We start from the raw sequence: 14,450 nt of genomic DNA on the forward strand, positions 1-14,450 counted from the left end.
CTTGAGGCATGGACGAACGCCCCGAACCCTCCCCGGACGCCGCACAGGGATCCGCGCCCGGCGGCCCGCTGGACCGCCGGGCCGAGCTGAGCGAGTTCCTGCGCACCCGGCGGGCCCGGCTGAAGCCGGAGGACGTCGGCCTGCCGGACTTCGGGCGGCACCGCCGGGTGCCGGGGCTGCGGCGCGAGGAGCTGGCGCAGCTGGCGGGCGTCTCGGTGGCGTACTACACGCGTCTGGAGCAGGGCAACGGCCGCAACGTCTCGGCGGAGGTCCTGGACGCGATCGCCCGCGCGCTGCGCCTCTCGGACGCCGAGCACGCCCATCTCACCCACCTCGCGAAGCCGAAGCAGCACAAGAAGAAGCAGACGGGACGCACCCAGCAGGTCCGCGGCTCGCTGCTTCAGCTGCTCGACACGATGGACTCCTGCCCGGCGTACATCACGGGACGCCGCTCGGACATCCTCGCCTGGAACCGGATGGCCTCTGCGGTCTTCGGCGACTGGGCCGAACTGCCGCCGCAGGAGCGCAACTGGGCCCGCATGGTGTTCCTGCGCCCCGAGTCCCGGGAGCTGTTCGTGGACTGGGACCAGAAGGCGACGGACATGGTGAGCTTCCTCCGCATGGACGCCGGCTGCCACCCCGACGACCCGAAGCTGTCGGCGCTCGTGGGTGAACTCTCGGTCAAGAGCGAGGAGTTCAGGCGCCTGTGGGCCACCCATGACGTCAAGGAGAAGGGGTACGGCGTCAAGCGTCTCCACCACCCCCTGGTGGGCGACCTCACCCTGAGCTTCGAGTCCTTCCACCTCCCCGACGACGGCGAGCAGATGCTGATCGCCTACCACGCCGAACCGGGCTCCGCGTCGGCCGAGGCCCTGCGCCTCCTGGCGAGCTGGGGCACGGACGCGACGAAGGCGGGCAAGGCGCCGACGACCCCGCGGACCTGACCGTCACCCCTGGTACGGCGGCGCCGCCCCCCACCCCCACCTGGGCACCGGCTGTTCCGCGGGCGGCTTGGCGTCCGGGCCGGAGAAGTACACGGCGAGCCGCGTACCCCACTCCACGTACGCCAGGAACGCCGAGCGGAACTCGGCGTCGGTCGGCAGGCCCGCCTCGTCGGCGGCGTCCTGGATCAGATTCACCCACCGGCGGCGCTGCGGCTCGGTGATCCCCCGTCCCATGTGCTTGGCGACCATGTGACCGTGGCCGCCCTGGGTCTCGGAGTACGCCGCCGGCCCTCCGAAGACCTCGGCGAGCCAGAGGGCGACATGCGTGGCATGCTCCGGCGCCAGCCCCTCGAACACCGGGGCCAGCAGCTCGTCCCCGAGCACCTTCTCGTAGAAGACGGCCGTCAGCCGTGCGAAGGCCTCTGCCCCGCCCGCCCACGCGTACAGGGTGGGCACGGCCGCGCCCTCCCCCCGTACCGTCGTCGGCTTGTAGTGCCGCATCTCCTGGATGTCGGCGATGTACGGCCGGATCTCGGCGAGGAAGTCGGGAAACAGCTCCGACTTCCGGAAGCCCTCGACGTGATCCTCCGTCGAGGTCCAGATGATGCGGAGCACGAAGTGCTCGAAGTCCTCCTCGCAGCGCGCCAGTTCGTACTCCACGCACTGCGGCGCCGCCGCCAGTTGGACCGCGGCCCGGGTGTAGGCGGCCAGGAACTCCGCCGAACGGTCTGCAGGAATGTGGTACCGGACGTATTCCACCGTGTGAGCCGTCATGCGCCCCACCCAAACACGAAAGGCCCGCCGGAAGTAGTTCTTCCGGCGGGCCCCCGTTCAACGGGACTCGGCGAGCAGCAAGCTCACTTGCAGCAGGTCACTTGCCGTAGTACGCGTTGTAGATCGAGACCGTCGACTTGTTGCCCTTCTTGTCGGTGATCTTCGCGTGGAAGGAGATGGCCTTCCCCTTCTCCGGGTTCTTGACCGTGATCTTGCCGCCGGAGACCGTGACCTTCTTCCAGGTCTTGCCGTAGTCGTAGGACACGTACACCGACAGCGACTTCAGGTTGGAGCCCTTGGCCGCACCCTCGACGGTGACCGGGATCTTCACCGTCTCGCCCGCCTTGACGCGGCTGTCGAGGCCCGTCTTGGCGTTGAAGCGGACCGTGGAGGCCGGCAGCGTGACCGCGTCCTCGGTGGAGCCCTTCTTCGAGCGGAACGTGAAGCTCACATCGATCCGCGTCGAGGCCGCCGCCAGCTTGACGCTCCGCTTCACGGAGGACGTCAGCTTGTACTGGGCGTCACCGGCCGGAACCGTGAACGCCTCGCCGAAGAGCGGGTCCTGGTTGGAGCCGATCTTCGTGCCGTTGCGGTACAGCTCGGTCTTCACCGAGCTGAAGTCCGACGAGCCCGAGTGCTGCGCCCCGTCGGCGAACAGCGGCAGCGCCCCGTAGAGGTAGTTGCCCTCGCGGAAGAGGCCGTAGTTCTTGTTGATGTGCGGGCCGAAGACCGCGGTGTTGAAGGTCTTCTTGTACGTGGTGCCCGCCTTGAAGGCCTGCGGGTTACCCAGCGTGTAGCCGGCCTCCGGGATCGAGTTGCCCTGCTCGTCCTTGGCTCCCCCGTACTGCAGGAAGTCCACGCCCCACTTGACCTGGTCGCCCGTCGACAGATGCATGGTGCGGGTACCGGGCAGCTTCTGCTCGACGGGCATACCGAAGACACCGTCCTCGGGCAGCTCGCCCCACGGGCTGATCGCACCGGTCTTGTCGCTCGCCGGGGCCCCCATGTTGGCCTTGACCGTGGCGAACTCGCTCGCCTTGTAGTGCCGGACCTTGTCACCCACCAGGTGCTTGACCTTGGCCTGGGTCGCCACGTCGTACTCGGCGTTCGCGCCCTTGGCCCACTGCCCGTACCAGGTCTGGGTCAGGCCGCTGGAGACATCGGAACCGAGCGCCGCGATGCGGATGTTCTCGAAGGAGTCCAGGCCGACCGCGATGGGCAGCAGCGCGGGCTCATAGAAGTAGCTGATCATCGCGGACAGCGGCTTGGCCGAAGCGTCCGGCACCGTGATGTCGGCCGCCTTGGTCTTGCGGGCGTCGATCGTCACCGAGCGGTTCTTGGTCATGCTCAGCTTCGGCTGCATCACCCAGTCGAGGCCACCCTCGAAGGTGACCCAGTCCTTGGCGATCCAGGCGTCCAGGACGTAGGTGCCCTTGGGCAGCCGCATCTTGGTGGTGCCGGACTCGTCGATCGTCACCTGGTAGCCGCGGTCCTTGGCCAGGCCCGTGTAACCGAACGCCACGGTGTTGTAGTCGGCGGTCGGCTTGCCGTCCTTGTCGATGTGCTTGACGGTGAGGTCGTACGACTCGACCTCACGCTGCACCGCCGCGGCCGTACGCACCGTCTGGCCGCCGCCCGTCGCCGTCACGTACGCGGAGTACGCGCCGTCGACCGTGCCGCCCAGCTTGGTGTTGACGGTGAAGTCCACGGAGGCCGTGCCGCCCGCCGGGACCTTCACGGAGCCGGCGCCGAGCTTGAAGAAGCCCGCCGGAGCCGCCGCGCCCTTGGGGTTGGTGGCCGTCGAGGACAGCTTCAGCGTGACGTCCGCCGTACCGAGGTTGCGGTACGTCAGCTTCTTGGTGACCGGCTTGTCGTCGGTGTGCGGCCACTGCTGCGTGCCGAAGCTCACCGACACCGGGTCGGCGATCACGGTCTGCTTGATGGCCTTGTCGACCTGGATCCGGCCCGAACCCTGCTGGAACGGCGTGTACTTGCCGCCCTTGGTGGAACCGGTCAGGGCACCCTTGAGCTCGGTGTACGTCCACTCCGGGTGCTGCTGCTTCAGGATCGCCGCGGCGCCCGCGACATGCGGGGTCGCCATCGACGTACCGGAGATCGTCAGATAGCCGGCCGGCTTCTCACCGACCTCCTGCTCGATGATGCTGCCCTTGGCCGAGGCGGCCGTGATGTCCACGCCCGGCGCGGTCACGTCCGGCTTGATGGCACCGTCACCGGTGCGCGGACCGGTGGATGAGAAGAAGGCCAGCTCGTCCTTGTCGTCGACGGCGCCGACGGTGAGCGCGGCGTCCGCGCTGCCCGGCGAACCGACCGACTCCGGACCGGAGTTGCCCGCCGCGATCGCGAAGAGCGTGCCCTTCTCGGCGGAGAGCTTGTTGACCGCCGCTTCCAGCGGGTCGACCTCCGGGGTGTCCATGCCGCCGAGGCTGAGGTTGACGACGTCGGCGCCCTGCGCGACCGCCCACTCCATGCCGGCGAGGATGCCGGAGTCGTCACCGGAGCCGTTGTCGTCGAGGACCTTGCCGTTGAGGATCTTGGCGCCGGGCGCCACACCCTTGTACTTGCCGCCCGCCTTGGCGCCGGTGCCCGCCGCGATGGACGCGACGTGCGTGCCGTGGCCGAAGTGGTCGGTGGCGTCGGCGGCCGGGGTGAAGTTCTTGGCGTCGATCACCTGGTCCTTGAGGTCCGGGTGAGTGGCGTCGACACCGGTGTCCAGGACGGCGATCTTGACACCCTTGCCGTCGTAACCCGCGGCCCACGCCTTCGGAGCACCGATCTGCGGCACGGACTTGTCGAGGCTGGCCTTGCGGACACCGTCGAGCCAGACATGCGCGATGCCGGCGGCCGTCTTGTCACCGTTGGTCACCGCGTCCCACAACTCGGGAGCCTCCGCCGTCGGCGTCTGCACCGCGTCCGCGTTCAGCGTCTTCAGGCTCTGCCGCAGGGTGCCCGCGTCCCGGACGTCGTCCTTCGCCGCGCTCGCCGCGCCCCTGTAACCGACGATCACCTTCAGGCCCTTGGCCTGCGACCTGCGGGTCTCCGACTTGTTGAGCTCGGTGACGTCGAAGAGCCGCTGGTCCACCTTGCCGGAGGCGATCAGCCGGGCCGCGTCACCGGGTATGACGAGCGTGTGCCCGTCGACCTTGCGGACCTGGAAGGGTATGCGCTCGCGCCCCTCCGCCCGCTCGATACCGACGACGTTGCCCTTGCTGTCGACGGCGACCCGGTCACCCGTGATCAGGGTGATGCGGTGATGTGCCTTGAGCGAGGAGGCCGAAGACTTGGCCGCCTGCTGCTCCGGCTTCGCCGCCGCCGGGCTGGTCATGCCCGCCGCGAGGGCGACTGCTGCTCCCGTGGCCACGGTGGCAGCACAAACTCTTTTCACTTGTCTGCGCAAGTTTCCCCCTTGCTGAAGATCCGGGTGAATTTCCCCGTTCACCCGGCCGGGGGCGGTCCTGACGCCTACGCGTTCACCCCCCGGAATACGCAGTATGCCGGGGGGTGATCAGGCACCTCAATAGACAGGTGGCGCACAGGAAGGGACTGTTACGAGCTGGTCATATCTAGGAGGCCGCATTCTCCTTGACCGTGATCTTCCCCTTGCGGATGGTCGCGAGCCGTGGGGCCTTCTTCGCGATCGCCGAGTCGTGCGTGACCATGATGAAGGTGAGCCCGAGCTCCTTCCACATGCGTTCGAGTACGTCCATGATCTCGTCGCGCATCGACTCGTCGAGGTTGCCGGTGGGTTCGTCGGCGAGCAGCACCTTGGGGTTCTTGACGAGGGCACGGGCGATCGCGACGCGCTGCTGCTGTCCTCCGGACATCTCGGAGGGCAGGTGCCCGAGGCGCTCGCCGAGACCGACGGACCTCAGTGCCTCGGCCGCCCGTTCGCGGCGCTCCTTCACCTTGACGCCGAGGGGGACGAGGGCGGTCTCGACGTTCTCCTGTGCGGTGAGCGTCGGGATGAGGTTGAAGGACTGGAAGACGAAGCCGATGTTCTCGCTGCGGACCTTGGTGAGCTTGGCCTCGGACAGCTTCGCCAAGTCGGTCCCGTCCAGGACGACTTCGCCCGCCGTGGGCCGGTCCAGACCGCCGAGCATCTGAAGGAGGGTCGACTTGCCGCCGCCGGTGGGGCCCTGGATGACCAGACGGTCCCCGTCGGCGATGGTGAGGTCGACACCGGCGAGGGCGTCCACGGCTTCCTTGCCTCGGGTGTAGCGCTTGGTGACGCTTTTGAGTTCGTACATGAGGGTGACAACTCCTGGGAGAGGTAAGGGGGTTGGCGGAACCGATCGGCACAGCCTGCGGGCAGTCGTGCCGCTGGGGCGGCACGGGTGGGCGCTGGGGGTCCCCCTCTGGGGGAGGCACCCCGCTAGCGCGGCGAGCGAGACCCACCCCCGCCCGGCCCCGGCCGACGTCAGCTACTCGACGCGCCTCAGCGCATCCGCCGGACGCAGCCGCGACGCCCGCCAGCCTCCGAACGCCCCCGCGATCAGACCGCCGGCCACCGCCAGCGCCACCGCGATCGCCACCGTCGTCACGCTCACCGGGGCCGTCAGGGCGACGTCCAGCGTCCTGGCCGCCGTCTGCCGGCCGGAACCGCCGAAGGCGCCGCCACCGCCCGTACCACCGGCGCCCCCACCCGTACCGCCGCCCAACTGGGCTTCCAGCGTGGGGCTGATGGCCGTCACGACATACGCGCCCGCCAGACCCAGCGCGATCCCCAGCGCACCCCCGAGCAGCCCGTTGACCATCGCCTCGCCGACGACCTGCCGGGTCACCCGGCCCGACCGCCAGCCGAGCGCCTTCAGCGTGCCGAACTCCCGTACCCGGCGCGACACCGCCGAGGAGGTCAGCAGACCGGCGACGAGGAACGCGGCGACGAGCACCGCGATCGACAGCCACTTGCCGACATTGGCGGCGAGGGAGGAGGCGGTGGAGAGGGAACCGGAGACCGTGTCCGCGAGATCGGCGGAGGTCGTCACCGTCGTACCGGAGATGTTCTTCTGGATGGCCGACTTGACGGAGTCGATCTTCTGGGAGTCGGTCGCCTGGACGTAGATCGTGGTGACCTTGTTCTTCTGGTCGCTGATCGTCTGCGCCTGCTTGAGCGGGATGTACAGGTTGGCGGCCGCGTCACCGCTGTCCGCGGTCGCGATGCCGATCACCTTGAACTTGACCTTCTTGACGGTGACCGTGGAGCCGACCTTGAGCTCCTTCTCCTTGGCATACGCCGAGTCGACGACGACGACCTTGGCGTCGGTCTCCGTCGACTTGAACGTACGGCCGCTGGTGATCTTGGAGGAGGTCAGCGGACCGGCGGTCAACCGGGTGACATCGGTGCCGTAGACGGAGTAGTTGTTGACGTCGAAGTTCGCGCCACCACCTTGTACTTCACCCTGCGGCTGGCCGGTACCGCCCCCGCCGGGACCGCCCTGCCCGCCGCCCCCGTCGCCGTTCTGCTGGAACTGGCCGCGGGTGAACTGGCCGTTGACCTTGATGACCTGGAGGCTCAGACCTCCGACGGCGTCCGAGACCCCGTTCTGCTCGCCGACCTCGGTGACGGTGGAGGCGGCCAGCGTCTGGAAGCCCTGCGGCATCACGATGTCGCTGCTCTGTTCCGCGTCGGAGTCGCTGTCCTGCGCGTCGAAGTTGAAGCGCGGGCGCTGCTGCGCGTTGTCGCCCGACTGTGCGGGGGCGGCCTTGGTGACCGTCATGTCCGTGCCGAGACCGTAGAGGGACTCCAGAACCTTGTCCTGGGCCTTGCCCATACCGGACGACACGGAACTGACCACGATGACCAGCGCGATACCGAGCGCGAGCCCGGAGGCGACGACGAGGGCCGCCTTTCTGCGGCGGCGCAGTTCGCGCCTCAGGTAGGTGAAGAACATGGCGGCAAGCTAGGCAGGCCGGGTGATGACTCCATAAGCCCCCTATAAGAGCTGCATGAGAAGCCTCCGCGGGCCTGGGACGAGACAGGCCCGCCGGAAGCGGTGTGCTTCCGGCGGGCCCTGCGACTACCGCTGCCTACAGGTCACTTCCCGTAGTACGCGTTGTAGATCGAGATCGTCGACTTGTTGCCCTTCTTGTCGGTGATCTTCGCGTGGAAGGAGATGGCCTTCCCCTTCTCCGGGTTCTTGACCGTGATCTTGCCGCCGGAGACCGTGACCTTCTTCCAGGTCTTGCCGTAGTCGTAGGACACGTACACCGACAGCGACTTCAGGTTGGAGCCCTTGGCCGCACCCTCGACGGTGACCGGGATCTTCACCGTCTCGCCCGCCTTGACCCGGCTGTCCAGACCCGTCTTCGCGTTGAAGCGGACCGTGGAGGCCGGCAGCTTGGTGAGGTCGGCCGTCTTCTTGGACGCGAACGTCCAGCTGGCGTCGATCCGGGTGGAGGCCGCGGCGACCTTGACACTGCGCTTGACCGAGGTCGTCAGCTTGTAGTTGGCCTGGCCGGCCGGGACCTTGAAGGTCTTCTCACCGAACAGCGGGTCGTCGTTCGAGCCGACCTTGACGCCGTTCTTGTACAGCGTGGTGTTGACCGAGGTGAACACCGAGGAGCCGGCGTGGCCCTGGCCGTCCGCGAACAGCGGGAGGGAGCCGAAGATCTCGTTGCCGTCGCGGTACAGACCGAAGTCGGCGTTGAGACGCGGACCGAAGACCGCGGTGTTGAAGGTCTTCGCGTACGACTTGCCGCCCTGGAAGGACTGCGCGGCACCGAGCGTGTAGAACGCCTCGGAGAGCGGGAAGCCGTCCGGGTCGACTCCGCCGGCCTGCTGGAACTCCACATCCCACTTCACCCCGCTGAGGGTGGACAGGTGCAGGGTGCGGGTACCGGGCAGGGTCTGCTGCACGCCGATCGCGGAGCCGACGAAGGAGCCGGGGAGCCAGCCGGTGGCACTGACCGACCCCTTCTTGCCGCTCGCCGCCGCGCCCAGGCCGACCTTCACCTTGGCCAGCTCGCTCGCCTTGTAGTGCTTGGTGTAACCGGTGGGGAACTGCTTGACCTTGCCGCCGGCCACGGTGTCGTACTGCTCGGTGGTGCCCTTGGACCAGTGGCCGTCGAACTGCTGACTGAGCGAACCGTCGGTCACCTGCGGGCCGAGGTGCGCCGTACGGAAGCCCGCGTACGAGTCCAGGAACCAGCCGTAGAAGTAACCGCCGTCGGCCGTGTCGATCTGGAAGCCGGGCGAGGCGAACTGGGACTTGGCGGCCGGGTCAGGCACGGTGATGTCGACCGGCTTGGCCTTGCGGGCGTCCAGCGTGATCGTCGTGTTCCCGGTGACGTTCAGCTTCGGCTGGACCAGCCAGTCGGCACCCTTGGCGAAGTCCTCCGGGTCCACGTAGTACGCGGAGTTGAGGATGTAACCGCCCTTGGGCACCCGGACGGTGACCGAGCCGTCCTCCTCGTACGGGCTGTACCGTTCGCCGTTCGCGAGGCCGGAGATGCCGGTCAGGTCGGCGCTGTAGTTCTTGGTCGGCTTGCCGTCACGGTCGAGGACGTTCAGCGTGACGTCGTACGACTCGACCTCGCGCTGCACCGCTGCGGCCGTGCGCACCGTCTGGCCGCCGCCCGTCGCCGTCACGTACGCGGAGTACGCGCCGTCGACCGTGCCGCCCAGCTTGGTGTTGACGGTGAAGCCGACCGAGGCCTTGCCACCCGCCGGGACCGTCACCGAGGTGGCCGCCAGCTTGAAGAAGCCCGCCGGAGCCGCCGCGCCCTTGGGGTTGGTGGCCGTCGAGGACAGCTTCAGCGTGACGTCCGCCGTACCGAGGTTGCGGTACGTCAGCTCCTTGGTGACCGGCTTGTCATCGGTGTGCGGCCACTGCTGCACACCGAAACTCACCGACACCGGGTCCGCGATCACGGTCTGCTTGATGGCCTTGTCGACCTGGATCCGGCCCGAACCCTGCTGGAACGGCGTGTACTTGCCGCCCTTGGTGGAACCCGTCAGGGCACCCTTGAGCTCGGTGTACGTCCACTCCGGGTGCTGCTGCTTCAGGATCGCCGCGGCGCCCGCGACATGCGGAGTCGCCATCGACGTACCGGAGATCGTCAGATAGCCGGCCGGCTTCTCACCGACCTCCTGCTCGATGATGCTGCCCTTGGCCGAGGCGGCCGTGATGTCCACACCCGGCGCGGTCACATCCGGCTTGATCTGCCCGTCGAGGCCAGGGCCGGTGCTGGAGAAGGACGCCAGCTCGTCCTTGTCGTCGACCGCGCCGACGGTCAGGGCCGAAGCCGCGCTGCCCGGGGAGCCGATGGTCTGGTCGCCGAAGTCGCCCTCGTTGCCGGCGGCGATGGCGAACAGGATGCCCTTGGTCTCCGAGAGCTTGTTGACCTCGGCTTCCAGCGGGTCGATCTCCGGGGTGTCGCTGCCGCCCAGGCTGAGGTTGACGACGTCGGCACCCTGCTCGGCCGCCCACTCCATGCCCGCGAGGATCTGCGAGTCCTCGCCGTAGCCGTCGTCGCTGAGCACCTTGCCGTTGAGGAGCTTCGCGCCCGGCGCCGCACCCTTGTACTTGCCGCCCGACTTGGCGCCGGTGCCCGCCGCGATGGACGCGACGTGCGTGCCGTGGCCGTACTTGTCGGTGGCGTCGGGGGAGGTCGAGAAGTTCTTCGAGGCGATCACCTGGTCCTTGAGGTCCGGGTGAGTGGCGTCGACACCGGTGTCCAGGACGGCGATCTTGACGCCCTTGCCGTCGTAACCCGCGGCCCACGCCTTCGGAGCACCGATCTGCGGCACGGACTTGTCGAGGCTGGCCTTGCGGACACCGTCGAGCCAGACGTGCGCGATGCCGGCGGCCGTCTTGTCACCGTTGGTGACCGCGTCCCACAACTCGGGAGCCTCCGCCGTCGGCGTCTGCACCGCGTCCGCGTTCAGCGTCTTCAGGCTCTGCCGCAGGGTGCCCGCGTCCCGGACGTCGTCCTTCGCCGCGCTCGCCGCGCCCTTGTAACCGACGATCACCTTCAGTCCCTTGCTCTGGGACTTGCGGGTGGCGGACTTGTTGAGCTCGGTGATGTCGAACAGCCGCTCGTCGAGCTTGCCGCTCGACACCAGGCGAACGACGTCGGACGGCAGCACATAGGTGTGGCCGTCGGCCTTGCGGAGCTGCACCGGTATGTGCGCCCGGCCCTTCGCGGGCTCCAGGCCGACGACCCGGCCCTTGGCGTCCACGACGACGCGGTCACCGGTGATCAGGGTGATGCGGTGCTTGGGCGTGAGCTGCGCCTTGTTCGACTGCGAGACACTCGCGGTCTGCTGCGCGTCCGCCGACGCCGGGCTGGTCATGCCCGCCGCGAGCGCTACGGCCGCCGCTGTGGCGATCGTGGCCGCGCATGCCTTTTTCACTTGTCTGCGCAAGATTCCCCCTTGCAGAAGGACCGGGTGAATTCCCCGTTCACCCGGGCGGGGGGAGACTCGCACGCATATACGTGCACCCCCCGGTTCTCGCAGTATGCCGAGAGATGATCACGGCATTCAATGCACAACTCCCCGACAGCAACGTCTGTTACAAGACTGCCGGGTTCAGGGGGAGTTGCGGCTGCGCTCCACCCGGAACGCAGAAACGCGCTCGCCACCCGTACGGGCAGCGAGCGCGTTCCCCGGAATTCGGTGGAGCGCTCGGCGTCAGACCGCCGAACCCGCCTTCCAGTCCGCCCAGCTCAGGTTCCAGCCGTTCAGACCGTTGTCCGGAGCCACCGTCTTGTCGCCGGTGTTCTGGACGACCACGACGTCACCGATCATCGAGTTGTTGTAGAACCAGTAGCCCGCGGTGCCCTTGTCGTTGGCACCCTTGGTGTCGGACAGGCCCACGCAGCCGTGGCTGGTGTTCACGCTGCCGAAGATGGACTTGGCGCCCCAGTAGTTGCCGTGGACGAAGGTGCCGGAGTTCGTCAGCCGGATGGCGTGCGGGACGTCCTTGATGTCGTACTCGGCCTTGCCGTCGTCGTCGGTGAAGCCGACGGTCGTGCCGTTCATCCGCGTCTCTTTGAACATCTCGGACATCACCATGATGCCCTCGTACGTCTTGTTCTCCGGCGAGCCGGCCGAGATCGGGATGGTCTTGACGGTCTGGCCGTTGTGCGTGACCTTCATCGTCTTGGTCTTCGCGTCGACGATGGAGACCTGGTTGCGGCCGATCTTGAAGGTGACCGTCTTCTGCTGGACGCCGTAGACGCCCTCCGCGCCCTCGACGCCGTCGAGCGCGAGCTTCAGCGTGACGGTGGAGTTCTCGGTCCAGTAGTCCTCGGGGCGGAAGTCGAGGCGGTTGGCGTTGAACCAGTGCCCGACGACCTCCTGGCCGCTGGAGGAGGAGACGGTGATGCCCTTCTGGACGGCCGCCTTGTTGGTGATGGCCTTGTCGAAGTTGATCGACACCGGCATGCCCACGCCGACGGTCGAGCCGTCCTCCGGCGTGAAGTTGCCTATGAAGCTGTTGGTCGGCGAGACCGTGGTGAACGAGGCGTTCTCGACGGCGACGAGGCCCTTGGCGTCCTTGGCCTCGGCGTTGACCTTGTAGGTGGTCGAGCGCTCCAGCTGGGCGGTCGGCTTCCAGCTGGTCTTGTCGGCGGACAGCGCGCCGGCCACCTCGGTGCCGTCGGCGGTCGCCATCGTGACCTCCGTGAGCGTGCCCTTGCTCACGGTGACGGCCGCGGAGTTGTTGATGGAGGCGTTGTCCGAGCCGTCCTTGGGCGTGATCTTGATGTCGGCCTCGGACGTCTTCTTCGCGGCCGCCTCGTCGACCTTGGCCTGCGAGGTGTCGCTGTTGTCCCCGCCAGAGGCATCGTTGTCGCCGCTGGAACAGGCCGACAGCACCAGGACACCGCCGAGCAGTGCGGACGCGACCGTCAGGCCCCTGCGCCGCTTACTGACCGTCATCACACGCTTCTCCATCGTTGCCGATTTCCCCAGAACCCCGAGAGTCCCCGTCAATGAAACCTAAACGCTACGACCGGTTCGTCCCGTTCCACATTCTTCGAAGGTGTGGGGCACACCACGTCCGCCGTGGCGGGTGGTGCGATGCTCGGTCACTGCGCCCCCTGAGACGACGAAACCCCGGACGGCGGTTGCCGTCCGGGGTCACGAATTTCCCAAGACTGCTCAGCCGGCCGCGACTTCTTCCTCGTCCTCGACCACATCATCCTCGTCGAGATCCCACTCCGGCGAATCCGGGTCGTAGTCGATCCGCTCGCTGGACCAGGAGGCCTGCACGAGTTCGACCCCGGGCACCTCGCTGACCAGGTCGAACGGGTCGACGAGATACGCCAGGGCCTCCGCGGTGTCTTCCGTCACAGCGCTCTCGGCATGCGCCTGTTCCTCGGCCGGCATCTCGGGATCGTCCGCGATCCGCTCCAGCGCGGCGCTGGTCACGGCCCCCTCGTCGTCGATCTCGACGACCAATTCCACCCGAAGGCGAACAAAGCGTGATGTCTCTTCAGTGCTCATGCCCCGGAGAGTACGGCCCTTGGCCCCCGTGACTTTCCCGTGACCCGCGCCTTTCACTAACATCGCCCCACACGGCCAATTCGCCAGCGCCACAAGGGGATCGATATTCCGTGTCATCCGCTCGCCGTCCGTTGCTGACCGCCACCGCCGCGGGCACCCTCCTGGGCGCCCTGTGGTTCGTCCCGTCCGCCAACGCGACCCAGGACGAACCGGCGAGAACCGAGGTCACCCAGCAGGCCAGGGCAGCCACCACCGAGTCCTCGCAAGCCGCCGAGGGCACCCGGCTCGCCGACACCGGCAGCTTCGACACCACGCCGTACGTCGTCGGCGGCACCGCCTTCCTCGGGCTCGGCGCCGGCTTCGTGATCTATTCGGTTCGCCGGGAACGTCTCGATTTTTGAATCAACTTGACGGGCGTTTGACCAAAACCTCATAGTCCGCTCATGAAGAGATCATCGGGGGCCCGCATAGGCGCCACGCTTGCCGTGAGCGCCCTGTCGCTCGCCCTCATCACCGGCTGTTCCACCGAGGGTTCGGACGACGCCAAGGACACGAAGGAGTCCGCCGCCGAGTCGTCGGCCCCGGCGGCGAAGGCGCTGACCTCCGCCGAGCTGGAGAAGCTGCTGCTCGCCACCGGCGACATCAAGGGGTACAAGGTCGACTCGGGGGACGACACCCTTCCGAAGTCCAAGGACGAGGTGAAGACCGACAAGGCCGAGTGCGCACCGCTCGCCTGGTCCATGGCCGCTCTGGCGCCGGGTGAGACCGACGCGAGCGCCGGCAACACCGTGACCGCCGAGCCCGACGCCTCGGCCGCCTCCAAGGACCCCTCGGAGCTCAGCGAGTCCGACTTCGAGAACGCCTTCGACGTGAGCGTGACGTTCGTCGGCCTGTCCTCCTACGACGGCGACGGCGCCGAGAAGGCCCTCAAGGCCGTGTCCGACGGCCTCACCGCCTGCTCCGGCGGCTACGCCATGACCGGCGAGGACGAGACCACCAAGGTCACCAAGGTCACCAAGGAGACGGGCAACGGCGGCGGCGACGAGTCGGTGGCCTACGCCACCGACGTCGACATGAACGGCGAGGGCAAGGCGACCTTCCACACCGAGGTGGTGCGCAAGGGCAACTCCGTCGCCACCTTCTACACCCTCAACCTCGCCGCGCTGGGTACCGGCGGCAAGGCCGCCTCGATCCCCGCCGAGCTCGTCACGGCACAGGTCGGAAAGCTGAAGTAAGCGAAAAACTGAAGCAAGCGGCGGCCG

General features: G+C 67.8%; 10 protein-coding genes. 3 read left to right on the forward strand and 7 right to left on the reverse strand.

Annotated elements, in window-relative coordinates:
• Positions 1-8 precede the first annotated feature (8 nt).
• A complete protein-coding gene (locus PH203_RS48325; RefSeq protein ID WP_289929217.1) occupies positions 9-944 on the forward strand; it encodes a helix-turn-helix transcriptional regulator in 936 nt (311 codons plus the stop codon).
• A 3-nt stretch (positions 945-947) separates the two neighbouring features.
• Here the strand turns inward: PH203_RS48325 and PH203_RS48330 are convergent, their stop codons facing one another.
• The 7 genes from PH203_RS48330 to PH203_RS48360 form a co-directional block, all read right to left on the reverse strand.
• Complete coding sequence (locus tag PH203_RS48330; protein WP_289929218.1) at positions 948-1,718, reverse strand: antibiotic biosynthesis monooxygenase; 771 nt, start codon at positions 1,716-1,718, stop codon at positions 948-950.
• Positions 1,719-1,815: 97 nt separating this feature from the next.
• Positions 1,816-5,061 (reverse strand): S8 family serine peptidase, encoded by a 3,246-nt coding sequence (locus tag PH203_RS48335; protein ID WP_289929256.1) that lies wholly within the window; start codon positions 5,059-5,061, stop codon positions 1,816-1,818.
• Between the two features lie 238 nt (positions 5,062-5,299).
• Positions 5,300-5,983, reverse strand: coding sequence for an ABC transporter ATP-binding protein (locus PH203_RS48340; protein WP_289929219.1), 684 nt, complete (start codon positions 5,981-5,983; stop codon positions 5,300-5,302).
• A gap of 174 nt (positions 5,984-6,157) precedes the next feature.
• Positions 6,158-7,627 (reverse strand): ABC transporter permease, encoded by a 1,470-nt coding sequence (locus tag PH203_RS48345; RefSeq protein WP_289929223.1) that lies wholly within the window; start codon positions 7,625-7,627, stop codon positions 6,158-6,160.
• A gap of 143 nt (positions 7,628-7,770) precedes the next feature.
• The gene (locus PH203_RS48350) at positions 7,771-11,091 is read right to left on the reverse strand and encodes a S8 family peptidase (protein ID WP_289929258.1); all 3,321 of its coding nucleotides are present in this window, start codon (positions 11,089-11,091) and stop codon (positions 7,771-7,773) included.
• Between the two features lie 279 nt (positions 11,092-11,370).
• Positions 11,371-12,636 (reverse strand): Ig-like domain-containing protein, encoded by a 1,266-nt coding sequence (locus PH203_RS48355; protein ID WP_289929226.1) that lies wholly within the window; start codon positions 12,634-12,636, stop codon positions 11,371-11,373.
• A 207-nt stretch (positions 12,637-12,843) separates the two neighbouring features.
• Positions 12,844-13,188: a hypothetical protein gene (locus tag PH203_RS48360; RefSeq protein ID WP_289929227.1), complete on the reverse strand. Its 345-nt coding sequence runs from the start codon at positions 13,186-13,188 to the stop codon at positions 12,844-12,846.
• Positions 13,189-13,298: 110 nt separating this feature from the next.
• Here PH203_RS48360 and PH203_RS48365 point away from each other — a divergent pair, with 110 nt between their 5' ends.
• Together PH203_RS48365 and PH203_RS48370 are read left to right on the forward strand one after the other, a co-directional pair.
• Positions 13,299-13,589: an LPXTG cell wall anchor domain-containing protein gene (locus PH203_RS48365; protein WP_289929230.1), complete on the forward strand. Its 291-nt coding sequence runs from the start codon at positions 13,299-13,301 to the stop codon at positions 13,587-13,589.
• Between the two features lie 42 nt (positions 13,590-13,631).
• Positions 13,632-14,423 carry a hypothetical protein gene (locus tag PH203_RS48370; RefSeq protein ID WP_289929232.1) on the forward strand — a complete coding sequence of 264 codons (792 nt, stop codon included), beginning with the start codon at positions 13,632-13,634 and terminating at the stop codon, positions 14,421-14,423.
• The last annotated feature ends 27 nt before the right edge of the window (positions 14,424-14,450 follow it).

Origin of the sequence: Streptomyces sp. S.PB5, assembly GCF_030403745.1 — a bacterium.
Lineage (GTDB): Bacteria > Actinomycetota > Actinomycetes > Streptomycetales > Streptomycetaceae > Streptomyces.